This is a genomic window from Kitasatospora sp. NPDC056731 (assembly GCF_040687675.1).
GTDB lineage: Bacteria > Actinomycetota > Actinomycetes > Streptomycetales > Streptomycetaceae > Kitasatospora.
Genome location: NZ_JBFBNR010000029.1, coordinates 56,895 through 81,540 on the forward strand (window position 1 = coordinate 56,895; position 24,646 = coordinate 81,540).

The 24,646-nt window shown below is 75.8% G+C and carries 4 protein-coding genes; all 4 read right to left on the bottom strand.

All coding sequences use genetic code 11. The features are described from left to right. Positions 1–12: 12 nt before the first annotated feature. Genes AB0R04_RS26640 through AB0R04_RS26655 form a run of 4 tightly spaced genes read right to left on the bottom strand, consistent with a single transcriptional unit; the run spans position 13 to position 24,631 of the window. Positions 13–4,623, bottom strand: coding sequence for an amino acid adenylation domain-containing protein (locus AB0R04_RS26640; RefSeq protein WP_363375477.1), 4,611 nt, complete (start codon positions 4,621–4,623; stop codon positions 13–15). Between the two features lie 11 nt (positions 4,624–4,634). Further along, entirely contained in the window at positions 4,635–17,111 is a 12,477-nt protein-coding gene (locus AB0R04_RS26645; protein ID WP_363375480.1) for an amino acid adenylation domain-containing protein, read from the bottom strand. Continuing rightward, positions 17,108–23,452 carry an amino acid adenylation domain-containing protein gene (locus tag AB0R04_RS26650; protein WP_363375482.1) on the bottom strand — a complete coding sequence of 2,115 codons (6,345 nt, stop codon included), beginning with the start codon at positions 23,450–23,452 and terminating at the stop codon, positions 17,108–17,110. The genes AB0R04_RS26645 and AB0R04_RS26650 overlap by 4 nt, the downstream gene beginning before the upstream one ends. 18 nt (positions 23,453–23,470) lie before the next feature. After that, complete coding sequence (locus tag AB0R04_RS26655) at positions 23,471–24,631, bottom strand: serine hydrolase domain-containing protein (RefSeq protein ID WP_363375485.1); 1,161 nt, start codon at positions 24,629–24,631, stop codon at positions 23,471–23,473. Positions 24,632–24,646 lie beyond the last annotated feature (15 nt).

The window sequence follows — 24,646 nt, forward strand, 5'->3', positions numbered from 1 at the left end:
CGGCCCGGCCGGTCATCCGCAGGCCCGGACGATCTCGCGCAGGGCCTCGTGCATGCGCTGGAGCAGGGCGGTGGCCGCCGCCTCGTCGAACCGGCCGCCCGCGTACACGCAGGACAGCTCCATCCGGCCGCCCTCGACCGCGGCGGCGACGTCCAGCTCGTAGGTGCGGGTCTCGCCCGGCTCGTGGTCTCCGCCGCCGTGGTCCAGGTGGCGCAGGATCAGCCGGTCCCCCTCGGGCAGCTGGTTGTCCCACTGGCCGAGGTAGTTGAAGCCGATCCGGGCCCTGGGCGCGGGGACCAGCAGGTCCTCCCGGGCGTCGGCGGCCGCCGCCAGCCGCAGGACGCCGTGGCCGATGCCGCGGCGCGGGACGGCCCGCAGCCGGCGCTTGGCCACCCGGACGGCGGCGGTCGGCGCCAGCTCCGCGGGCACGTCGAGCAGCACCGGGTAGATCGTGGTGAACCAGCCGACGGTGCGGGACAGGTCGACGCCGTCCAGGATCTCCTCGCGGCCGTGCCCCTCCAGGTCGATCACGGTGCCGCCGTCGCCGGCGTGGCCCTGGGCGGCGAGCGCCTGGGCGAGGGCGGTCAGCAGCACCTCGTGGACCTGCGCGCGCAGCACGCCGGGCACCCGGCGCAGCAGCGCCTCCGTCTCGTCCCCGGTCAGGGTGTGCCGCGCGGTGCGGCGGTCGCCGAACCGGCCGGTGTCCAGGGGCTCCCCGGCGGGCTCGGGCAGCGACCGCCAGTGCGCCAGCTCGTCGTCGAAGCCGCCGGTCAGGGCGTGCTCGCGCAGTCGGCGGGACCACTGGCCGAAGGAGGTGGAGCGCGGGGCGGGCCTGGCGGGGCGGCCGGCCGCCAGGTCGGCGTAGGCGGAGCGCAGGTCGTCGAGCAGGATGCGCCAGGAGACGCCGTCGACCACCAGGTGGTGCGCGGTGAGGAACAGCCGGGCCGGGCGGTCCGGCCCCAGGTCGGCCAGGACGGCGCGCAGCAGCGGCCCGTCGGCCAGCCGCAGGCCGCTCTGGGCCTGCCGGAACGCCTCGGTGGCGCGCTCCTCGGCGTCCGGCGCCCCGGCGAGGTCGAGCCGCTGGAAGTCCCAGCAGCCGTCGGACTCGGCCGCCACCTCCTGGGACCAGGTGCCCTCGGCGTCGCGGGTGTAGCGGGCGCGCAGCATGTCGTGCTGCCCGACCAGCGCGGCCAGGGCGGCGCGCAGGGCCTCGGTGTCGGTGCCCGGGACGAGTTCGAACAGCAGCGACTGGTTGAAGTGGCCCGGGTTGACGGTGTGGTGCTCGAAGAACCACTGCTGCACGGCGGTCAGCGGCACGGGCCCGGTGGCGTACGGGTCCTCCTCGGCCGGCCCGCTCTCCCCCGTCCCGGCGGCCTTGGCGAGCGCGGCGACGGTCTTGTGTTGGAAGAGGTCCCGGGCGGTGAAGTGCAGGCCCTCCTGGCGGGCCCGGGCGACCACCTGGGTGGAGAGGATGGAGTCGCCGCCGAGCAGGAAGAAGTCGTCCTCGGCGCCCACGTCCTCGATGCCCAGCACCGAGCGGAACACCTCGGCCAGCGCGGTCTCCACCGGGCCCTTCGGCGGGGTGGAGACCCTGGTCAGGGCCTCCCGGGCGTCCGGCAGGGCGTCCCGGTCGACCTTGCCGTTGGTGGTGAGCGGCATCGCGTCCATCGGGATCAGCGCGGCCGGCACCATGAAGGCGGGCAGTTCCTCGGTCAGGGCCTCGCGGACCTCGCGGACCGCCTCGCCCCGGTCGCGGCCGGGCGCGGCGACCAGGTAGCCGACGAGCTGCTTGCCGCGGTCGCTCTCGCGGACCACCACGGCGGCCTGGTCGACCGCGGGGTGGCGCTGCATGGCCGACTCGATCTCGCCGGGCTCGACCCGGAAGCCGCGGATCTTGACCTGGTCGTCGGCCCGGCCGCGGAAGTCGATCCGCCCGTCGGGCAGCCAGGCGCCGAGGTCGCCGGTGCGGTAGAGCCGGGCCCCGGGGTCGTCCGCGAAGGGGTGCGGGACGAACCGCTGCTCGGTCAGCTCCGGGCGGCCCAGGTAGCCCTGGGCGACGCCGCGGCCGCCGAGGTGGATCTCGCCGGTGACGGCGGGCGGCACCGGGTTGCCGTGCGGGTCCAGCAGGTAGACCTCGGTGTTGGGCAGCGGCCGGCCGATCGACAGCCGGCTGCCGGCCTCCTCGTCCTGGACCTCGAACATGGTGGCGCCGACGGTGTTCTCGGTCGGGCCGTAGCCGTTGATGAAGCGGTGCACCCGCGACCACTTGCGGGCCAGGCCGACCGGGCAGCGGTCGCCGACGGCGAGCACCACCGAGCCGGCGGGCAGCGCCTCGGGCTCGACCGCCGCGAGGGCCGCGGGCGGCAGCGCGAGGACGGTGGGCCGGCCTCCCGCCATGGCGCGCAGCTGCTCGCTGCCCAGCGCCTCGGACTCGTTCGCCGGGAGGGCGAGCGCCGCGCCGGAGACGAGGGCGAGGAAGGTCTCCCAGACCGCGCCGTCGAAGCTGGGCGAGGAGAGCTGGGTCACCGTGTTCTCGGGGCCGGTGCCGACGATCAGCCGGGAGGCGTTGACGACGTTGGTCAGGCCGCCGTGGCCCAGCAGCACGCCCTTGGGCGTCCCGGTGGAGCCGGAGGTGTAGACGATGTAGGCGAGCGCGTCCGGCCCCACCCGGTCGCCCTCGGGCACCGGTCCGGTGTGCGCGTCGAGCTGCGGGCGCAGGTCCTCCAGGATCAGCGGCTCGGCGGCGGACTCGCCCGCGTCGGCGGCCAGCGCGCGTTCGGTGAAGACGAACCGGGCGCCGGTCTCGGCCAGCATCAGCTCCCGGCGGGCGGCCGGGAAGCGCGGGTTCAGCGGCAGGAAGGCGGCGCCGGCCTTGAGCACCGCGAGGGTGGCGGCCACCTGGTCGGGGCCGCGCTCGCAGCACACGCCGACGACGTCGCCGGGGCGGGTGCCGCGGGAGCGCAGCAGCTCGGCCAACAGCCCGGCCCGGCGGTCGAGTTCGGCGTAGCTGAGGCGCTCGTCGCCGCGCACCACCGCGAGGCCGTCGGGGCGTTCGGCGGCCCGCTTGGCCACCAGCAGGTGCACCGGGTCCTGTTCGGGGAAGGCCACCGGGTTGCGGGCCCAGTCCACGGTGAGCCGGTTGTGCTGCTTCGGGTCGAGCAGGTCGAGCCGGCCCAGCTCCTGGTCGGGGTCGGCGGCGATCGAGCCGAGCAGGGTGGTCAGGTGGCCGGCGAAGCGGCGCACCGTGGCCTCGTCGTACAGGTCGGTGCTGTACTCCAGGGCGGACCAGAGGCTGCCGTCGGGGCGCTCCTCGAAGGCCACCACGAGGTCGAAGCCGGTGCTCGCCTGCGGCAGGGCGAGCTGCTCCATGGTCAGCCCGGGAAGGTCGAGGGTCGCCTCGGGGGCGTTCTGCAGGACGATGAGCACCTGGGCGAGCGGCATCCGGCTGGGGTCGCGCTCGGGCTGGACGGCGTCCACCACCCGCTCGAACGGGACCTCCGCGTGGTCGAAGCCGGCCAGCACGGTGTCGCGGACCTGGCCCAGGAAGTCCCGGAAGCCCAGGCCCGGCTCGATCCGGGCGCGCAGCACCAGGGTGTTGAGGAACAGGCCGACCAGGTCGGCGAGTTCGGGCTCGTCGCGGCCGGCCACCGGGGTGCCGATCGCGACATCCTCCTGCCGGGAGAGCCGGGCCAGCAGCAGCTGGGTGGCTGCGGTGAGCGTCATGAACAGCGTCGCCGCGGCGGACTCGGTGAGCTCGCGCAGCCCGGCGACGGTCTCCGCCGGGACGCTGAACTCGTGGAAGGCGCCCGCCCCGGTGGGCACGGCGGGGCGCTGCCGGTCGGTCGGCAGCTCCAGCACGGGGACGCCGTCGAGCTGCTCGCGCCAGTAGTCGAGCTGCTCGTCGAGCCGCCCGCCGGAGGCCCGCTCGCGCTGCCACACCGAGTAGTCCGCGTACTGCGGCCCCGTCGCGGGCAGGTCGGGTTCGCGCCCCTGGAGCGCGGCCGCGTAGTACTGGCCCAGCTCGCGGGTGACGATCGACAGCGACCAGCCGTCGTGCGCGATGTGGTGGATGCTCAGGACGAGCACGTGCTCGCGGTCGGAGAGCCGGACGAGGAGGGTCCGCAGCACCGGGCCGGTGCGCAGGTCGAAGGGCCGGCCGGCCTCCTCGCGGACCAGTCGCAGCAGTTCCTCCTCCCGCTCCTCGGGCGTCCCGCCGCCGGCCTCCACGACCGGCAGCGGGATGTCCACGCTCGGGTGCGGGACCTGCACCGGGACGCCGTCCACCTGGTCGTAGGTGGTGCGCAGCGCCTCGTGCCGGTCGACGACGGCGGCCAGCGCGCCCTGCAGCGCGGCGCGGTCGAGGTCGCCGCGCAGCCGCAGCGCGAAGGAGGAGTTGTAGCCGACCGACTCCGGGTCGAACTCGTACAGGAACCACATCCGCTGCTGGGCGAAGGACATCGGCAGCGGGCGGTCGCGGTCGGCGGGGCGCAGCGCGGTGCTCGCGGCGGCCTCGGGGGCGGGCGTCTCGGCGCCCGCCAGGCGGTCCCGCAGCAGGGCCCGCAGGTGCTCGGGCAGGGCCGCTATGCGGTCCTCGCGGGACGTGGACGTCTGGGTCTCACTCATGTCGGTTGCCCCTACTCCGCCGCCGGCGCCGACTGGCGCGCGGCCTCTCGCTCCAGTTCCTCCAGCAGCGCGTCCTCGACGAGTCGCGCCACCCCCGCCACGGTGGGGTTCTCCAGGAGGCTGCGGAAGGCGATCCGGATGCCGAAGGTCTGCTTGATCCTGGTGATCGCCTGCACGCTGGTCAGGGACTGCCCGCCGAGGGCGAAGAAGCTGTCGTGCGCGCCGACCCGCTCCACGTGCAGGGTCTCGGACCAGATCCCGGCGATCAGCTTCTCGGTCTCGTCGCGCGGCTCCACCCACTCCTCGGCGGCCTCGACGGCCGTCTCGGCGGGGTCGGGCAGCGCGGCCCGGTCGATCTTGCCGTGCCGGGTGAGCGGGAAGGACTCCACCTCGGCGAAGGCGGCCGGCACCAGGTGGGCCGGGAGCCGCTCGGCGAGGTAGCCGGCGAGCTCGGCGGCGCCGGGGACGCCGCCCGCGGCCGGCCGCAGGTAGGCGACCAGGCGGGCGTGCTCGGCCTCGCCGCGGACCAGGACGACGGACTCGGCGACGCCCGGGTGGGCGTCCAGGGCCGCGGTGATCTCGCCCGGCTCGATCCGGTAGCCGCGCAGCTTGACCTGGTCGTCGAGCCGGCCGAGGAACTCCAGCCGGCCGTCGGACAGCCGGCGGACCCGGTCGCCGGTGCGGTACAGCCGCTCCTTGGGGTCGAACGGCGCGGCCAGGAAGGCCTGTTCGGTCAGGTCGGGGCGGCCCAGGTAGCCGCGGGCGAGGCCGTCCCCGGCCAGGTACAGCTCGCCGGGCGCGCCGACCGGGGCGAGGTTGCGCTCCGGGTCCAGGACGTAGGCCCGGACGTTCTGGACGGGCAGGCCGAGGACGGGCCGGGGGCTGTCGGCGACCCGGCAGACCAGCGCGTCCACGGTGGCCTCGGTGGGCCCGTAGAAGTTGTAGGCGATCAGGTCGGACTGGGCGCGCAGCCGGTCCCACTGGGCCTGGCCGATCGCCTCGCCGCCGAGCGCCGCGCCGCGCAGCGGGTGGCTGCCGGGGGCGAGCAGTCCGGCGTCGTCGAGCTGGCGGAACCAGGACGGGGTGGTCTGCAGGAAGTCGATCCGCTGCTCGGCGCGGTAGGCGACCAGGGCGTGCGCGTCGCGCCGCACCTCGTCGTCGACCAGGTGCAGTTCGTGGCCGGCGACCATCCACAGCACCGGGTTCCAGGAGGCGTCGAAGGACGCGGGCGCCAGGTGGGCGACCCGGACCTGCCGGTCGCCGCAGGCCTCGCGCAGCGGCTCGAAGACGGTCCGCAGGTGGCTGTCGAGCAGGTTCGCCAGGCTGCCGTGCTCGACCAGCACGCCCTTGGGCTTGCCGGTGGAGCCGGAGGTGTGGATGACGTAGGCGGCGTGCTCCGGGGCGAGGTCCGGGTCGGGGGCGGTGGCGGGCCGGGCCGCGATCGCGTCCCGCTCGCGCTCCGGGACGACCAGGGCGACGTCGGCGGGCAGCGCCAGCGTGGTGCTCGCGGCCTCGTCGGCGATCACCACCCGGGGCTTGACGTCCTCGACCAGCAGCCGCAGGCGTTCGGCCGGGGCGGCCGGGTCCAGCGGGGTGTAGACGCCGCCCGCCTTGAGCACCGCGAGCAGCGCGGTGATCAGGCCGGGGCCGCGCCGCAGGCAGACCGCGACCGGCACCTCGGGGCCGACGCCCCGGTCGGCGAGGTGGTGGGCGAGCCGGTTGGCCCGCTCGTCCAGCTCGGCGAAGGTGATCCGCTCGCCGCCGTGGACCAGGGCGACGGCCTGCGGGGTGGCGGCGGCCTGGCGGGCGAACCGCTCGGGCACCAGGGCGTCGGTGGTGAGCGCGGTGGCGGTCTCGTTGTGGCCGGTGAGCAGCCGCTCCCGGTGGGCGGGGGCCAGCGCGCGCAGCTCGGCGAGGGTGCGCTCGGGCTCGGCCGCGATCTCCTCCAGCAGGGCGCGCAGGTCGCCGGTGACGCGGTCGGCGGTGTCGGCGTCGAAGAGCCCGGGGTCGTAGGCGAGCCGGAAGGAGAGCTGCTCGCCGGCGAAGACCGCGAGCACCATGGCGTAGCTGGTGGGCTCCTGGGAGCGCACGTCGCGGATCCGGATGCCCTGGTCGGAGCCCAGCTCGCCGTCGAAGGGGTAGTTCTCGACGACCACGTAGCTGTCGAACAGGTCGACCCCGGCGGGCAGTCCGGTCCAGCCGCGGATCTGCGCCAGTGAGACGTACTCGTAGCTGCGGGCCTGGACCTGGTCGCGCTGGAGGTCGCCCAGCCAGTCGAGGACGGGCTGCTCGGGGCGGACCTCGACCCGCACCGGCAGGTTGTTGATGAACAGGCCGATCATCGACTCGACGTCGGGCAGGTCGGCGGGGCGGCCGGAGACGGCCGAGCCGAAGCAGACCTCCCGCTCCCCCGCGTAGCGCGAGAGCGTCAGCGCCCAGGCGCCCTGGGCGAGCGTGTTGGTGGTGAGCCGGTGGCGCCGGGCGACCTCGGCGAGCCGCTCGCTGACCTCGGGCTCCAGCTGGAAGACGCTGGTCGCCTCGCTGCCCTGGCGGGCCGCCTCCTCGCCGGCCCGGTCGGCCGGCAGGGCGGTCGGGGCGGTGAAGCCGTCGAGCAGCTCGCGCCAGTAGCGCTCGGCGTCGGCCAGGTCCTGCTCGCCGAGCCAGGCGACGTAGTCGCGGAACGGGCGGCGGGCGGCCGGGCCGGGCCGGTCGTGGCCGGTGAGCCGGAGGTAGTCGTCGACCACCTCGGAGACCAGTTCGGCGCTGCTCCAGCCGTCCAGCAGCAGGTGGTGCGAGGTCCAGACGACCCGCAGGGCGCCGTCCGGCTCGTCGATCAGAGCCAGGCGCATCAGCGGCGCCACGGCCAGGTCGATGCCGCGGGTGCGGTCCTCGGCGAGGTAGGCGGCGAACCGCTGCTCGCGCTCGGCCGCCGGCAGGGCGCTCCAGTCCAGCCGCTCGACGGGCACGGTGACGTGCTCGCGGACCACCTGGAGCGGCTGGTCGGTGTCGACCCGGGCGAAGCCGGTGCGCAGCATCGGGGTCCGGTCGGCGAGGCGCTGCCAGGCCTCGGCGAAGGCGTCCGCGTCCACGCCGCCCTCCAGCAGGAAGGACAGCTGGCCGAGGTAGACGCCCTCGCCCTCCTCGGTGAGGCTGTGGAACAGCAGGCCGTGCTGCATCGGCGTGGCCGGGTAGAGGTCGGCGATCCGGCCCAGGGCGGTCAGCTCGTCCAGCAGCGGCTGGTCGACCCGGGCGAGCGGGAAGTCCGAGGGGGTGGCCCCGGAGGCGGCGGCGCCGGCCTCACGGCAGTGCGCGACGATCCCGCGCAGGGCCTCGACCAGCTGGTCGCCGACCCGCTGGACGGTCTCGGTGGTGTGGGTCGCGGTGGAGTGGAACAGCTCGAAGCCGAGCTTGCCGTCGCGCACGTACGCCACGATGTCGAGCGGGTACTCCAGCAGTTCCCCGGGCGCCTGCTCGGTGCCGTAGCCGAGCCGCACGTCGTGCAGCAGGCCGCCGTCGTGGCCGTCGACGACCCGGCCGAGGTAGTTGAAGCCGACCTGGGCGCGGGGGCCTTCGGCGAGCAGCTCGCCGGGCGCCCCGGCCGGGCTGAGGTGGCGCAGCGCGCCGTAGCCGATGCCGCGCTGGGGGACGGCCCGCAGCTGCTCCTTGACGGAGCGGAGCCGGGCTCCCCAGTCGGCGCCGTCGGCGGTGTCCAGGGCGACCGGGAAGGAGGTGGTGAACCAGCCGGTGGTGCGGCTCAGGTCGACGTCGTCGAAGATCTCCTCGCGGCCGTGGCCCTCCAGGTCCACCAGGACGGCGGATCGGCCGGTCCAGTCGGCGAGCACCCGGGCGAGCGCGGTCAGCAGGACGTCGTTGACCTGGGTGCGGTAGACCGCGGGGACCTCGCGCAGCAGCGCGTCGGTGCTCTCCGCGTCCAGGCCGACCCGGACGGCGGCGGCGGTGGCGACGGTCGGGGTGCCGGTGAGGTCGGCGGGCAGCGGCTCGCCGCCGGCGCGGCCGGCCGCGAACCAGTGGTCCAGCTCCTCGTCGAAGCCGCCGACCGCGGTGTGCTCGGAGAGCCGGCGGGACCAGTCGAGGAAGGAGGTGCCGCGCGAGCCGAGGTCGACCGGCCGGCCCTCGGCGGCCTGCCGGTAGGCCGTCTCCAGGTCGCCGAGCAGGGTCTGCCAGGAGACCGCGTCGACCACCAGGTGGTGGGCGGTGAGGAAGAGCCGGGCGCCGGCGGTGCCGCCGAGGTCGGCCAGCACGGCCCGCACCAGCGGGCCCTCGGCCAGGTCGAAGCCGGACTGGGCGGCGGTGGCGGCGGCCAGCAGCGCGCCCTCCGGGTCGGCCTCCAGGGTGAGGTCCAGCCGCTCCAGCGGCCAGCCGTCGCCGGGGGCGGCGATCTCCTGCTGCCAGCGGCCGTAGACGGTGCGGAAGCGGGTGCGCAGGGCGTCGTGGTGGGTGAGGAGGGCGTCGAGCGCGGTGCGCAGGTGCGCCTCGTCGGGGAGTTCGCGCAGCTCGGCCAGCACGGACATGGTGCTGTGCTGGGGGGCCTCGGTGTGGTGCTGGAAGAAGGCGCGCTGGATCGGGGTCAGCGGCGCCCTTCCGGTGACGGGTTCGGTGTTCACGCCGGCCGGCTCCTCGGGTTCGTGGGTCGAGATCGCGGCGGCGATCCCGGCGATGGTCTGGTGGCTGAAGATGTCCTGCGAGCTGAGGCGCAGTCCCAACTGCCGCGCCCGGGAGACGACCTGGATGCTCAGGATCGAGTCACCGCCCAGGTCGAAGAAGTTGTCGTCGACGCCGACCTCGGGCACCCGGAAGACCTCCGCCCAGAGCCCGGCGAGCGCCTGCTCGGCGGGGTTGCGGGGGGCCGTCCTGGTGGTGGCCGGGCGGTCGTCGGCGGCCGCGGCCGGCAGCGCCCGCCGGTCCACCTTGCCGTTGGCGTTCAGCGGCAGCCGGTCGAGCCGGACGAAGGCCTGCGGCACCATGTGGCGGGGCAGCGAGCCCTCCAGGTAGCGGCGCAGCTCGGCGCTCTCCGGTGCGGTGCCGGGCCGGGGCACGACGTACCCGGTCAGGACGGCGCCCGGCTCGGAGCGCAGCGCCGCGACGGCCTCCAGGACGTCGGGGTGGCGGCGCAGGACGGCCTCGATCTCGGCGAGTTCCACCCGGAACCCGCGGATCTTGACCTGGTCGTCGCCGCGGCCGAGGAACTCGACGTCGCCGGTGGGCAGGAAGCGGGCCTGGTCGCCGGTGCGGTAGAGCCGGCCGTCGGGGTGGGGCGTGAACGGGTCGGCGGAGAAGCGCTCCTCGGTGAGGTCGGGGCGGCCCAGGTAGCCCCGGGTGACGCCGGTGCCGCCGAGGAAGAGCTCGCCGACGACGCCGACCGGCAGCGGCTCCAGGTCCGCGTCCAGGACGTACATCCGGGTGCCCGGGATGGGCCGGCCGATCGGCACGGACGCGACGTCCGGCAGGCTCTGCGGGGTGACGGTGAAGTACGAGGACTCGACGGTGGCCTCGGTGACGCCGTAGGAGTTGAGCACGACGGTGCCGGGGGCGACGCTCTTCAGCAGCCGCCGGCAGTCGTCGGTGCGCCAGTTGTCCGAGCCGACGGCCAGGTAGCGCAGCGGCGGGAAGGCCCGGCCGGTGCGGGCGGCCTCGTCGGCCAGCGCGTTGGCCAGCGAGGGCACCGTCTCGACGTGGGTGACGCGCTGGCGCTCCATCAGGTCGAGCAGGCGCACCGGGTCGGTGGTGGCGTCCTTCGGGCAGAGCACCAGGGCGCCGCCGGTGGTCAGCGCGTGCGTCAGGTCGGAGACGAAGACGTCGAAGGCCATGCTGGCGAGGTTGAGCTGGCGGACGGGGCCGCGGTCGAGCCGGTAGGCCTCGCGCCAGGCCGCGGCGGCCCGGGCGACGCTGCGGTGCTCGACCGTGACGCCCTTGGGCTTGCCGGTGGAGCCGGAGGTGTAGATGACGTAGGCGAGGTTGTCCGGGGTCACCTCGGTGCTGGGCGCCTCGGCGGGCCAGCTGTCGATCGCCTCGCGGTCGGCGTCCAGGCAGAGCACGGTCGCGTCGCACAGCGGGAGCCGCTCGGCGAGGTCCCGTTGGGTGACGAGCATGGCGGCGGCGCTGTCGTCCAGCACCAGGCGCAGCCGCTCGGCGGGGTGGGTGGGGTCCAGCGGCAGGTAGGCGGCGCCGGCCTTGAGGACGCCGAGGGCGGCGACGACGGTGTCCGGGCCGCGGTCCAGGCAGATCGCGACGACGGTCTCCGGGCCGATGCCCTGGCCGACGAGGTGCTGGGCGAGCCGGTTGGCCCGGGTCTCCAGCTCCGCGTAGGTCAGCACGGTCTCCTCGAAGACCACCGCCTCGGCGTCCGGGGTCTGCTGCGCCTGCTCGGCGATCAGCTCGTGCAGGCAGGAGTCGGCGCCCGGGGTGCCGGTGTCGTTCCACTCGTACAGGACGCGGTCGCGGGCGCGCAGCGACAGCATCGGGACGTCGCCGACCCGCTGGCCGGGGGCGGTGGGCATGCTGCCGAGCAGGACGGCGAGCTGGTCGGCGAGCACCTCGGCCTGGGCGCGGTCGTAGAGCGCCGGGTCGTAGGAGAGCAGCAGGGTCAGCGAGCCGTCGTCGTCGTAGGCGGTGAGGTCCAGCGTGAAGCTGGTGGTGTCGACGGCGCGGACGTCGCTGAGGCGCAGTCCGTGGCGTTCGGCGGCGGCCCCGTTGCCCGGGTAGTTCTCGAACACCACCAGGGTCTGGAACAGCGCGCTGCCGCGCGGGACCTTGCTGCTGCGCTGGATCTCGGCGATCGAGGAGTACTCGAAGCGCCGGGATTCGGCCTGCTCGGCCTGGAGGGCCGCCAGCCACTCCACCAGCGGGGCGTCCTGGTCGACCTCGGTGCGCAGCGGCAGGGTGTTGAGCAGGTTGCCGACCATGGTGTCGGCGCCGGGCAGCTCGGTCGGGCGGCCGGCCACGGTGGTGCCGAAGCAGACGTCGCGCTGCCCGGAGTGGCGGGCCAGCAGGATCGCCCAGGCGCCCTGGACGGCGGTGTTGAGGGTGAGCCGGTGGCGGCGGACCATCGCGACCAGCGCGTCGGTCTCGGCGCCGGACAGGCCCACCCGGACCTGCCCGGCGGACTGGGACTCGTGGCCCTGGGGCACCGAGCGGCCGAAGGGCAGCTGGGTCGGCGCGTCCAGGTCGCCCAGCAGGGCGCTCCAGTGGGCGGCGGCCGCGGCCTTGTCCTGCCGGGCCAGCCAGGCGACGTAGTCGCGGAACGGCCGGCGCTCGGGCAGGGCCGGGGCCTTGCCCCGGCCGTCGGTGAGCGCCTGGTAGGCGGCGAAGAGGTCGGCGAACAGGTGCGAGGTGCTCCAGCCGTCCAGGACGGCGTGGTGGAAGGTCCACACGACGCGGACGGTCCGCTCGTCCTCGCGGGCGAGGGCGAGGCGCATCAGCGGCGCCCGGGACAGCTCGATCCCGGTGGCGCGCTCCTCGTCGATCAGCGCCTTGAGCCGGCGGTCCAGTTCGGCGGCGGGCAGGCCGGTCCAGTCGAGGTGGCGCACCGTCAGCCGGGCGGATCGCTCGACCACCTGGACGGGCTCGGGGACGCCGTCCCAGACCAGCCGGGTGCGCAGCGCGGGGGTGCGGTCGACCACCTGCTGCCAGGCGGCGGCCAGCGCGTCGACGTCGCGGACGCCCTCCAGCCGGAAGGCGACGTGGTCGGAGTAGGCGCCGACGCCGTCCTGGTTGAGGGTGTGGAAGAGCATCCCGCTCTGCATCGGGGTCAGCGGGTGGATGTCCTCGACGGCGGAGCCGGCCGGCACCAGCCGGTCGACGGTCTCCTGGTCGAGGGTGAGCAGCGGGAAGTCGCCGGGGGTGGCGCCGCCGGCGCCGGGGGTCAGGCAGTGCTCGACGAGTTCGGTCAGGGCCGCCGCGAAGTCGTCGGCGAGCCGCTGCACGGTGGCCTGGTCGTGGCGCTGCGGCGCGTAGTGGAAGTCGAAGGTCAGCACGCCGTGCCGGACCTCGCCGACGATGTCCAGCAGGTGCGGCCGCTCCTCGTCCGGGTGGTGGTCCAGGCCGTAGTCGGGTTCGACGGCGCGGAACAGCTCGCTCCCGGCCGCGGCGTCGCTCCACTGGCCGAGGTAGTTGAAGCTGACCTGGGGCTGCGGCGCCGCGGCCAGGGCGGCGGCCTGCGGCTGGTCGCCGCGCAGGTAGCGCAGCGGGCCGTAGCCGGCGCCGCGGCCGGGCACGGCGCGCAGCAGTTCCTTGGTGTCGCGGATGAGCCGGCCGAGCGGGCGGTCGGCCGGGGACTCCAGCAGCACCGGGAAGATCGAGGTGAACCAGCCGACCGTCCGGGAGACGTCGGTGCCGTCGAGGATCTCCTCGCGGCCGTGGCCCTCCAGGGTGATCAGGGTGCGGGCCCGGCCGGTGAAGCGGGCGAGTGCGCGGCCGAGCGCGGTCAGCAGGACGTCGTTGACCTGGGTGCGGTAGACGGCGGGCACGTCCTGGAGCAGTTGCCGGGTGCGCTCGGCGTCGAGGCCGGCCGAGACGGCGCGGGTGTCACCGACGCTGTTGCGGCCCTCCCGGTCGGCGGGCAGGTCGGCGGAGCCGGCCGGCACCGGGCGGGCCCAGTGCGCCAGTTCGCCGTCCAGGCCGCCGTCCTGGGTGAAGGCGGCGAGGCGGCGCGCCCAGCCGCGGTACGAGGTACCGGCCGGGCCGAGGTCGACGTCCTCGCCGCGGACGGCCTGCCGGTAGGCGCTCTCCAGGTCCTCCAGGAGGATCCGCCAGGAGACGCCGTCCACGGCCAGGTGGTGCACGGTGAGCAGCAGCCGCGCGGGCTCGCCGACGCCGTGGTCGAACAGCAGGGTGCGCACCAGCGGCCCTTCGGCCGGGTCCAGCGAGGCCTGCGCGGCCTCGGCGAGGGTGCGCATGGCGGCGGCGCGCTCGCCGGGGGCGGCCTGGTCGAGGGTGATCCGCTCGATCCGGGCCTCGGCCGGCACGGCGTCGGCGTCCGGCGCGGTGACGGTCTGGACCCGCCGGCCGTCGGGGCCGGTGGCGAAGCGGGTGCGCAGGGCCTCGTGCCGGCGGACCAGGCCGGCCAGGGCGCGGGCCAGCGCGGGTTCGTCGACCGCGCCGTCCAGGGTGATCAGCACGGACTGGTTGAAGTGGTGGGCGCCGCGGGTGTGGTGGGCGAAGAACCACTCCTGGACGGGGCCGAGCGGGGCCGGCTCGTGGTCGTCGGCGTCGACCTGGACGACCGGGGCCTGCTCCACCGGGCGGGCGGCGCGGGCGAGGTCGGCGAGCGACTGCCGGGAGAAGATGTCCTTCGAGGTGATGACGAGGCCGGCCCGGCGGGCCCGGGCGACCACCTGGATGCTCAGGATGGAGTCGCCGCCGAGTTCGAAGAAGTTGTCGTCGGCGCCGACCTTGCCGATGCCGAGCACCTCCGACCAGACCTCGGCGAGCGCCTGCTCGGCCGGGTCCTCGGGGGCCCGGTAGTCCTCCCGCTCCAGGGGGGCGTCCGGCGCCGGCAGGGCCCGGACGTCGACCTTGCCGTTGGGGGTGAGCGGGAAGGCGTCGAGGGTGGCGAAGGCCGTCGGGACGCTGTAGGAGGGCAGCCGCTGCTCGGCGAAGGCGCGCAGGTCCAGCGGCGCGATGACGGCGCCGGGCTCGGCGCGCAGGTAGCCGACCAGCCGCTTGTGGTCGCCGTCCGCGAGGGCGACCACCAGGGCCTCGGCCACCGCAGGGTGGGCCTCCAGGACGGCTTCGACCTCGCCGGGCTCGATCCGGTAGCCGCGGACCTTGACCTGGGTGTCGGCGCGGCCGAGGTACTCGACCAGGCCGTCGGCCCAGCGCACCACGTCCCCGGTGCGGTACATCCGCTCGCCGGGCTCCGCCGCGAACGGCGAGGGCTGGAAGCGCTCCTCGGTCAGCTCCGGGCGGCCCAGGTAGCCGCGGGCGACGCCGGGGCCGGCGATCCAGAGCTCGCCGGGCGCGCCGGGCGGGACGGGGCGGCGGCGCTCGTCGAGGACGTACACCGCCGTGTTGGAGATCGGGCGGCCGATCGGGATGGCGCGCACGCCGTCGGTCTCGCGGATCAGGTGGGAGACGGCGAAGGTGGTGGTCTCGGTCGGGCCGTAGCCGTTGACCAGCCGCTGCGGCGGGGCGCCGCCGGCCAGCAGTTCGGCGATCCGGCGCGGGTTGAGCGCCTCGCCGCCGACCAGCAGGTGGCGCATGCCGCCGAAGGCGGTGGGCTCCAGGCCGACGACCTGGTTGAAGACGCCGGCGGTGAGGAACATCGCGGTGGCGCCGGTCGAGCGCAGTGCGGCGGCGAAGGCCGGCGGGTCGAGCAGGACGTCCTTGGTGATGACGGCGATCCGCGCCCCGGCCACCAGCGGGCCCCAGAACTCGAAGGTCGCCGCGTCGAAGGTGGCGTCGGCGACCTGCGCCACCACGTCGTCGGCCGCCAGCGGGGCGTAGTCGGCGCCGTGGACCAGCCGGACGATGGAGCGGTGCTCGACCACGACGCCCTTGGGCCGGCCGGTGGAGCCGGAGGTGTAGATGACGTAGGCGGCGCTCTCGGGCCCCGCGTCGGTGGCCGGCGGCCCGGCCGGGAGGGCGGCCAGCTCGGCGGTGCGCTCGGCGGGCAGCAGGGCCGGGACGGCCAGGTCGGGCAGCCGTTCGAGCAGCTCCCGGTCGGTGACGCAGAGCGCGGCCCCGGTGTCCGCGAGCATGAACTCCAGCCGGTCGGCCGGGTAGTCCGGGTCCAGCGGGACGTAGGTGCAGCCGGCCTTGAGCACGGCCAGCAGGGCGACGACCAGGCCGGTGCCGCGGGGCAGGCAGACCGCGACGTGCTGGCCGGGGCGGGCGCCGTGGTCGAGCAGCAGCCTGGCCAACTGGTCGGCCTGCTCGTCGAGTTGACGGTAGGTCAGCTGGCCTTCGGCGGCGGTGACGGCGATGGCGTCGGGGGTGGCCGCGGCCTGTTCGGCGACCAGCGAGTGGACGGTCCGGTCGGCCGGGTAGGGCACCCGGTTCTCGGCCCAGTCGCGGGTGACGGTGTCGAGTTCGGCGGCGGTGAGCAGCGGCAGGTCGCCGACCGGGCGGTCGGCGTCGGCGGCGACGCCCGCCAGCAGGAGCAGCAGCCGGGTGCAGAGCGCGTCGACGGTCGAGGCGTCGAACAGGTCGGTGTTGTACTCCACCGTCCCGCCCAGCGTGCCGTCGGCGGCCGGGGTGAACTCCAGCGTCAGGTCGAAGATGGAGGACACCGAGGGCGCGCGGAACTCCTCGACGGCCGGGCCGCCGAAGTCGGGCAGGGCGCCGGGGTCGTTCTGGAGCACGAGGGCGGCCTGCACCAGCGGGGTGCGGCTCGGGTCGCGCTCGGGCTGGATCTCGTCCACCAGCCGGTGGAAGGGGACGTCCTGGTTGCTGAGGGCGTCCCAGAGCTGGTCGGTGGTGCGCTCCAGCAGGTCGCCGAAGGCCTCGTCCAGGTCGATCCGGCCGTGCAGGACCAGGGTGTTGACGAAGAAGCCGACCAGCGGCTCCAGTTCGGTGCGGTCACGGCCGACCGAGACGGTGCCCAGGCCCACGGTGCGCTGGCCGGTGTGCCGGGCCAGCAGCACCTGGGTGGCGGCGGCGAGCACGGCGAAGAGCGTGGTGCCGCGTTCGGCGCCGAGCGTGTCGAGGCCGGCGGCGACCTCGGCGTCGACCTGGAAGGTGTGCAGGGCGCCGACGGTGGTGCGCACCGCCGGGCGGGGCCGGTCGGTGGGCAGCTCCAGCGGCTGGATATCCGCCAACTCGTCGCGCCAGTAGTCCAGTTGCCCGGCCAGGCGGTCCTCGGTGCAGCGCTCGCGCTGCCAGCGGGAGTAGTCGCGGTAGCTGACCGGCAGCGGGGCGAGGGTGTGCGGGCGGCCCTCGACGGCGGCCCGGTAGAGCTCGCCGAGCTCGCCGGTCAGCAGGCCCTTGGACCAGCCGTCGGCGGCGATGTGGTGCAGGTTGAGGAAGAGCGCGTGGTCGTCCGGGCCGTGCCGCACGACCGTGGAGCGCAGCAGCGGGCCGCTGGCGAGGTCGAAGGGGGTGGCGAGTTCGCGGCGCAGCAGCGCGGCGAACTCGGCCTCCCGCTCGTCGGCGCCCAGCGCGCCCAGGTCCACCGGCTCGGTGTCCGGGGCGTAGGCGGGCCGGACCTCCTGGCGGGCCACGCCGTCCTCGGTGGTGAAGACGGTGCGCAGCGGCTCGTGCCGCTCGACCAGGCCGGTCAGCGCGGTGCGCAGCGCGGCCAGGTCGAGGCCGCCGCGCAGCCGGAGGCCGAACGAGGTGGTGTACTCGACCGCGTCGGTCTCGAACTCCTGGAGGAACCAGAGCCGTTCCTGGCCGAAGGAGAGCGGGGCCGGGCCGTCGCCGCCGGGCCGGATCGCGTCGCGGTCGCCGCCGCCGGCGCCGGCGGCTGCCAGTCGCTGCCGCAGGATCTCGTCGGCGTCCTGGCCCTCGCTGTGTCGCTGGTCTGTCATCGGTTGCTCCCCCGCGCGCCACCGCGCGTCGTCGTCCGGTCCGCCGGTGTCCGGCGCACGTCTTCGAGTACTTGCTTGCGGACCTGGTCCGCGAGGGCCGCCACGGTGCGGGCGGCGAACACGTGCCGGGCCGAGACCCCGACGCCGAACACCTCCCGGATCCGGGCGGTGACCTGGAGGGTGAGCACCGAGTTGGCGCCGTGGTCGAAGACGTTGTCCTCGGCCCCCACGACGGGCACGCCCAGCACCTCGGCCCAGATCCCGGCCAGCGCCGCCTCGGTCTCGTCCCGGGGCGCGGTGGGCTCGGCGGCCGGCCGCTGCTCCTCCGGCTCCGGCAGGGCCCGCCGGTCGATCTTGCCGCTCGTGGTCATCGGGAACGCGTCCAGGACGATGACGACCGGCGGGACCATGTAGCCGGGCAGCCGCTCGGCGAGCCGGGCCCGGATCTTCTCCGGGTCGGCGGCGCCGTCCGCGGGCACCACGTAGCCGGTCAGCACGGTCTGCCCGGACGGCTTGGTCCGGGCGACCACCGCGGTCTGCTCGACGCTCTCGTCGTCGAGCAGCGCGGTCTCGATCTCGCCCAGCTCGATCCGGTAGCCGCGCACCTTGACCTGGTTGTCGATCCGCCCGAGGAATTCGAGCGTGCCGTCGGGCAGCCAGCGGACCAGGTCGCCGGTGCGGTAGAGCCTCGCGCCGGCGGTCGCGGCGAGGTGGTCCGGGACGAACCGCTCCTCGGTGAGCTCCGGGCGGCCCAGGTAGCCCCGGGCCACCCCGGCGCCGCCGACGTACAGTTCGCCGGGCACGCCCACCGGGACGGGCTCGCGGTGCTCGTCGAGCACGTAGCCGGTGGTGTTGGCGATGGGCCGGCCGATCGAGGGCAGCCGCCCGACCGGGGCGTCCTCCTCCGCCTCCAGCACCGTGCCGGTGGTGAGCACGGTGGTCTCGGTCGGGCCGTACAGGTTGGACAGCGCCATCGCCGAGCCGCGCGGCAGCCGGCGGCGCACCACGTCGGCGCCGGTGAGGATGTGGCGCACCCGGCCCTGGTGGAGCGCGGGCTGGTCGAGCAGGCCCTCCAGGCGCGGGGCCGGGATGAGGATGAGGGTGATCCCCTGCTCGACGATCCAGCCGGCGAGCAGGTGCGGGTCCTCCAGGACGCGGTCGGAGGCGAACCGGATCTCCACGCCGCAGGCGAGAGCGCCCCACTGCTCCAGCACCGTCGGGTCGAAGCCGGGCGGCACCATCTGGGTGGCCCGGTCGCCGGGCCCGGCGTCGAAGAAGTCCCGGTACCAGTCGCACAGGTTGACCACGCCGCGGTGCTCGATCAGCACGCCCTTGGCCTTGCCGGTGGAGCCCGAGGTGTAGATCACGTACGCGAGGTCGGACGGGCCGACGGCGACCTCGGGCGGCCCGTCGTGCGTGCCGGGCCCGGTGTCCTCGACGTACAGCACCTCGACGCCTTCCGGGGCCTCGGGCCCGGGCAGGTCGCGCTGGGTGAGGAGCACCGGCACCCCGGCGTCCTGGAGCACGTAGACCGTCCGGTCGTCGGGCAGTTCGGGGTCGAGCGGCAGGTAGGCGGCGCCGGCCTTGAGCACGGCGAGCTGGGCGATCGTCATCTCGGCGGCGCGCCGGGTGCGGACGCCGACGACGCTGCCCGGGCCGACACCGCGGTCGGCCAGCCGGTGGGCCAGCGCGTCCGTCAGCGCGTCGAGTTCGGCGAAGGTCAGGCTGCGGTCCTCGGTGGTGACGGCCGCGGCGTCCGGGGTGCGCCGGGCCTGGTCGGCGACCAGGCCGTGGATGGTCGCCGTGTGGAACCGGGCGCCGGTCGCGGTGGCGTTCCAGCCGGTGGTGACCAGCCGGCGTTCCTGCTCGTCCATCAGCGGCAGCTCGTCGACGAGCCGGTCCGGGTCGGCCGCCGCCATGCCCTCCAGCAGCACGGTGAGGTGGCGGGCGGTCCGGGCGACGGTCTCCGGGTCGAAGAGCGCCGTGCTGTACTCGACCAGGCCGCCGAGCCGCCCGTCGCGCTCCTCGAACTCGAAGCCGATGTCGAACAGCGCGTGCATCCGCGGCAGGGCGCTCTCCTCGACCCGCAGGCCGTCGGGGCCGGGCAGCGCGTCCTGGGCCCGCTTGAGCATCAGCGCGGCCTGGATCAGCGGGGTGCGGCTGGGGTCGCGGTCCGGCTTGAGCTCGTCGATCAGCCGGTCGTACGGCAGGTGCTGGTGGGTGAAGGCCTCCAGCACGCCCTGCCGGACGTCGGCCAGGAAGGCGCCGACGGTCGTGTCGGGGGTGGTCCGGGAGCGCAGCACCAGCGTGTTGACGAAGAAGCCGAGCACATCCTCCAGTTCGCTGTGCTCGCGGCCGGAGACGATGGTGCCGACGGCGATGTCGCGCTGGCGCGCGTACCGGGACAGCAGCAGTTGGACGCCCGCCGTGAGGACGGTGAACAGGGTGACGCCCTCCCGGCGGCAGAGCCGGGTGAGGGCGGCCACCAGCTCGGGGCTCAGCTCGAAGGGGTGGCCGGCGCCCCGGGTGGCGCGGGTGGCGGGCCGGGGCCGGTCGGTCGGCAGCTCCAGCGGCACCACGCCGTCCAGCCGGCGCTTCCAGTAGGCGAGGTCGGCGGCCTCCCGGGCGCCCCGCTCGCCGTGCTGGTGCACGGCGAAGTCGGCGTACTGCAACGGCAGTTCGCTCAGCGCGGCGGGCCGGCCGGTGGCCTCCTGGCCGAGCAGGGCGACGAGCTCGCGGGCCATCACCTCCTTGGACCAGCCGTCGGTGACGACGTGGTGCATGTCGAGGACGAGCAGGTGCTCGGCGTCGGCCAGCCGGATCAGCCAGGGGCGCAGCAGCGGGCCGCCGCGCAGGTCGAAGGAGCGGCTCAGCTCGGTGCGCAGCAGCTGGTCGAGGTCGTCGACGCGCCCCTCGGCCGCGAGGTCGGTGAAGCGCACCGGCCGGTGGCCGGGGGCGTGGACGACCTGCACGCCCTGGCCGCCCTCGGTGGCGAAGGTGGTGCGCAGCGCCTCGTGCCGGGCCACCAGGGCGTCGACGGCGCGCCCGAGGGCGTCCCGGTCGAGCGGCCCGGTCAGCCGCAGGCCGAGCGGCGAGTTGTACTCGGTGCCCTGGGACTCGTAGTCGTACAGGAACCAGAGCCGCTGCTGGCCGTAGGAGAGCGGCAGCGGCCGGTCGCGGCCGACCGGCACCAGCCCGGCCCGGCGGGCGGGCTCGCTGCCCAGCCGGCCGGCCAGCCCGGCGACGGTGGGCGACTCGAACAGGGTGCGGATCGGCACCTCGACGTCCAGCACCGAGCGGATGCGCCCGATCAGCCGGGTGGCGAGCAGGGAGTGGCCGCCGAGGTCGAAGAAGCTGTCGTCGACACCGATCGAGGCGACGCCGAGCACCTCGCAGAACAGGTCGCAGAGCTGCTCCTCGCGGGCGCTGCGCGGCCCGTGCCCGCTGCCGGCGGCGACGGTGCCCGGGTCCGGGAGCGCGGCCCGGTCGGTCTTGCCGTTGGGGGTCAGCGGGATCTCGGGGATCGGCACCACCACGGCCGGGACCATGTAGCCGGGCAGCGTGGCGGCGGCGTGCGCGCGCAGTTCGGCCGGGTCGGCGCCGCCCCCGCCGGCCGGCACCACGTAGGAGACCAGCCGGGTGTCGCCGGCCCCGTACTCGCGGGCGACGGTGACGGCGCGGGCCACCGCGGGGTGCCGCTCCAGGACGGCGTCGATCTCGCCGGGCTCGATCCGGAAGCCGCGGACCTTCAGCTGGAAGTCGGCGCGGCCGACGTACTCCAGGTTGCCGTCGGCGGCCCAGCGGACGATGTCGCCGGTGCGGTACATGCGCTCGCCCTCGGCGCCGTACGGGTCGGGCAGGAAGCGGTCCCGGGTGAGGTCCTCGCGGTGCAGGTAGCCGGTGCCGACGCCGTCCCCGGCGATGTACAGCTCGCCGGCGGCGCCGATCGGCACCAGGCGCAGCGCCTCGTCGAGGACCCGGACCCGGGTGTTGCCGATCGGCCGGCCGATGGTCGGCGCGCCGGGGCGGTCGTCCAGGCGGGCGGCGGTGGACCAGATGGTGGTCTCGGTGGGCCCGTACAGGTTGGTGACCTCGCTGCCGAGCGCGCGCATCCGCTCGGCGAGGGCGGCCGGCAGGGCCTCCCCGCCGACCAGCATCCGCAGGCCGCGCAGCGCCTGCGGGACTTCGTCGCACAGGGCCTGCCAGAGGCTGGGGGTGGCCTGCATGATCGTGGTGCCGGTGCGGCCGACCAGGGCGCCCAGCCCGGCGGGGTCGGTGACGGTCGCACGGTCGGCGAGGACCACGGTGGCGCCGCCGACCAGCGGCAGGTAGAGCTCCAGGGCGGCGATGTCGAAGGCGATCGTGGTGACGGAGGTCCAGACGTCCTCGGCGGCGAGCGGGAAGAGGTCGGCCATCGAGACCAGGAAGTTGGTCAGCGCGTGGCGGCTGATGACGACGCCCTTGGGGCGGCCGGTGGAGCCGGAGGTGTAGATGACGTAGGCCGGGTCGGCGGCGGTCGCGGCGGGGCCCTGCGGCCCGGCGGGCTCCGTCGCCAGCCGGGCGCGCACCTCCTCGTCGTCCAGCAGCAGCCGGTGGGCGGCGGTGGCGGGCAGCCGCCCGGCCGTCGCGCTGTCGGTGACCAGTGCCGAGGGGGCGGCGTGGTCGAGGATGTAGCCGATCCGGTCGGCCGGGTAGTCGGGGTCGAGCGGCACGTAGGCGGCGCCGGTGCGGGCCACCGCGAGCAGGGCGACGACGAGGTCGGCGGAGCGCGGCAGCGCCAGGGCGACGAGCCGGCCCGGGGCGGCGCCGTGGCGGCGCAGCTCGCCGGCCAACCGCTCGGCCCGGTCGTCGAGTTCGGCGTAGCTGAGCACGGTGTCGCCGGCGATCAGGGCGGTCCGCGCGGGCTGGGCGGCGGCCCGGGCCCGGAACAGCGCGGAGACGTCGGCGTCGGGCACCGGCCGGTCGGTGGCGTTCCACGCGGTCAGCAGGGCGTGCCGTTCGGCCGGGTCCAGCACCTCGTAGCCGTCCGGGTCGGCGTCCGGCGCGGCGACGGCGGCGGCCAGCAGGCGCGGCAGCGCGTCGGTGAGCCGCCGGACGGTCGCCGGGTCGAACAGCTCGGTGCTGAAGGTCGCGGCCAGCCGCAGCCCGGAGCCGTCGGGCGCGCTGCGGAAGCGCAGCTGGAGGTCGAACGGGGAGTGCTGGCGGGGAAGTTGGGCCACCTGGGCGTCGAGCGCGCCGAAGCGGAGCCGGGCGGGCAGGTCCTCGGCGAGGTCGAAGGCCACCTGGGCCAGCGGGTGGCGGTTGAGCGCGCGCTCGGGCCGCAGCTCGCCGACCACGGTCTCGAACGGGACGCCGCCGTGGCGCCGGGCCGTGTCGGCGACCGCCGCGCAGTCGCCGACCAGCTCGCGGAAGGAGGCGCCGGGGCGGCGGACGACCCGCAGCACCACCGGGTTGGCCAGCGGGCCGACCACGGCGGCGCGCCGGGCGTCGTCGCGGCCGGGCAGGCTGCCGACCAGCGGGACGTCGGCGCCGGCGCCGAAGCGGCCCAGCAGCGCCACGACGGCGGCGTGCAGCACCGCCTCGACGCCGGCGCCGCAGTCGGCGGCCAGGTCGGCGAGGGCCGCCGCCAGCGGACCGTCCAGCTCGCTGCGGTACTCGTCGGCGGCGTAGCGGGTGACGGCCGGGCGCGGCCGGTCGACGGGCAGGTCGAGCTGCGCCGGCGCGCCGTCCAGGGCCGCGCGCCAGTGGGCGAGTTCGGCCGCGGCGTGCTCGGTGGGCCGCTCGGGGGCGCCGTTCAGCTCCCGGTCGGCGGCGGCCGCCGCGGCGTACTGCGGGGCGGGCTCGGACGGGCCGGGGGCGGCCGGGGCGGTGGCCGCCGCGTACGCCCGGGCCAGGTCGTCGACGATCACGGCGAGCGAGCGCTCGTCGGCCGCGATCTCGTGCACCGTCAGGACCAGCACGTGGGCGTCCGGAGCGGTGGCGAGCAGCCGGGCCCGCAGCGGGGGCTCCCGGGTGAGGTCCAGGCCCTGGCCGGCCGCCCGGGTCAGCGCCTCGTCGAGCGCGTCGGGGGCGACCGGCTCGGGCCGCAGCCCGGCGAACGCCCCGCCGTCGGGGGCGGGTTCGGGGCGGCAGCGGCCCTCGGCCTCGCGGTGCACGGTGCCCAGCAGCGGGTGCCGCCGGACCAGGGCGTCCAGCGCGGCGCGCAGCTGCTCCGGACCCAGGCCGCCGGCCAGCCGCAGCGCCACCGTGTGGGTGTGGCCGGCGGCGCCCTCCTGGAAGCGGTTCAGGAACCACAGGCGCTGCTGCGCCGGCGACAGGACACTGTCGTTGGTGATCGTCACGTTCGCTCTCCAGCCTGTTCAGGCGACGCGTCGCAGGACGCGGCCGCCGAACTGCATGTGGTCCGCGCGCCCGGTCTCCGGGTCGAGCAGGAAGCGGCCGAGGTGTTCCACCTCGGGCAGCCGCGGGTGCCGGGCGGCGAAGAAGCGCTCGCCTCGGCCGGTCAGGTCGTACTCCATCCCGTCGTCGTCGACCAGGACGGTGGCGCCGGGGTGTGCGCCGTCCGCCGTGTCGGCGCCGGGGCGGATCCGGTACACGGTCTCGCCGTTGGCCCACCGCCCGACGCGGTCCGACAGGTCCTGCGCGGCGCCGGCGGCGGGGCCCGGCGCGTAGCCGGCGACGTCCACGCCCTCGGCCCGGAGCTGGGCCAGCAGGTCCTGCCAGGCGCCGAGGCCGGCGGCGGAGTCGGCCTGGAGGGCGATCACGGTGCCGCGTTCCGGCTGGATCCGCAGGTGGCAGGTGGCGCCCGCGCCCACGCCGTCGAGGCCGAGCCAGCGGTCGGCGCCGTTGCCGTACCGGGCCCAGCCGTGGCCCCAGCCGTCGGCCAGGCCGAACGGCAGGGTGTCGAAGGGCGGTTCGGCCAGCTCCCGGACGGCCTCCTGGTCGAGCAGGGCGGCGTGCGAGGCGTCGCGGTCGTCCAGGTGGAGCCGGGCGAACGCGACCAGGTCGGTGACGGTGCCGGCGATCGCGGCGGCGGGGGCGAGGTCGCGGGGGATCTCGTCGGCCGCCAGGAAGGCCGGTTCGATGTCCAGCGGCCGGAGCAGGAAGTCCGTCACGGCGTTGCGCCAACTCACCCCGGCGGCGGCCTCGATGACCTTTCCGGCCAGCGCGAACCCGGCGTTGGAGTACGAGAACGCGGTGCCGGGGGCGAACAGCGGGCCGGCCGCGACGGCGGCCCGCAGCCCGCCGTCGCCGGGGCCGTCGCAGACCAGCCCGGAGGAGTGGCTGAGCAGGTGACGGGTCGTCAGTCTCAGCTCGGCGAAGGGTGGTTCGTTCAGGTACTCGCCGACCGGCAGGTCCAGGTCGAGGTCGCCGTCGAAGGCCAGCTGCATGGCCAGCGTCGCGGTGAAGAGCTTGGTGAGCGAGGCGAACGGCGCGGCGGGCGCCGGCCCGGGCTCCGCACCCGCCTCGGCGACGTGGAGTTCGCCGGCGTCGTAGAACGCGCACCGGAGGGAGCGCACACCGTGTTCGCGCGC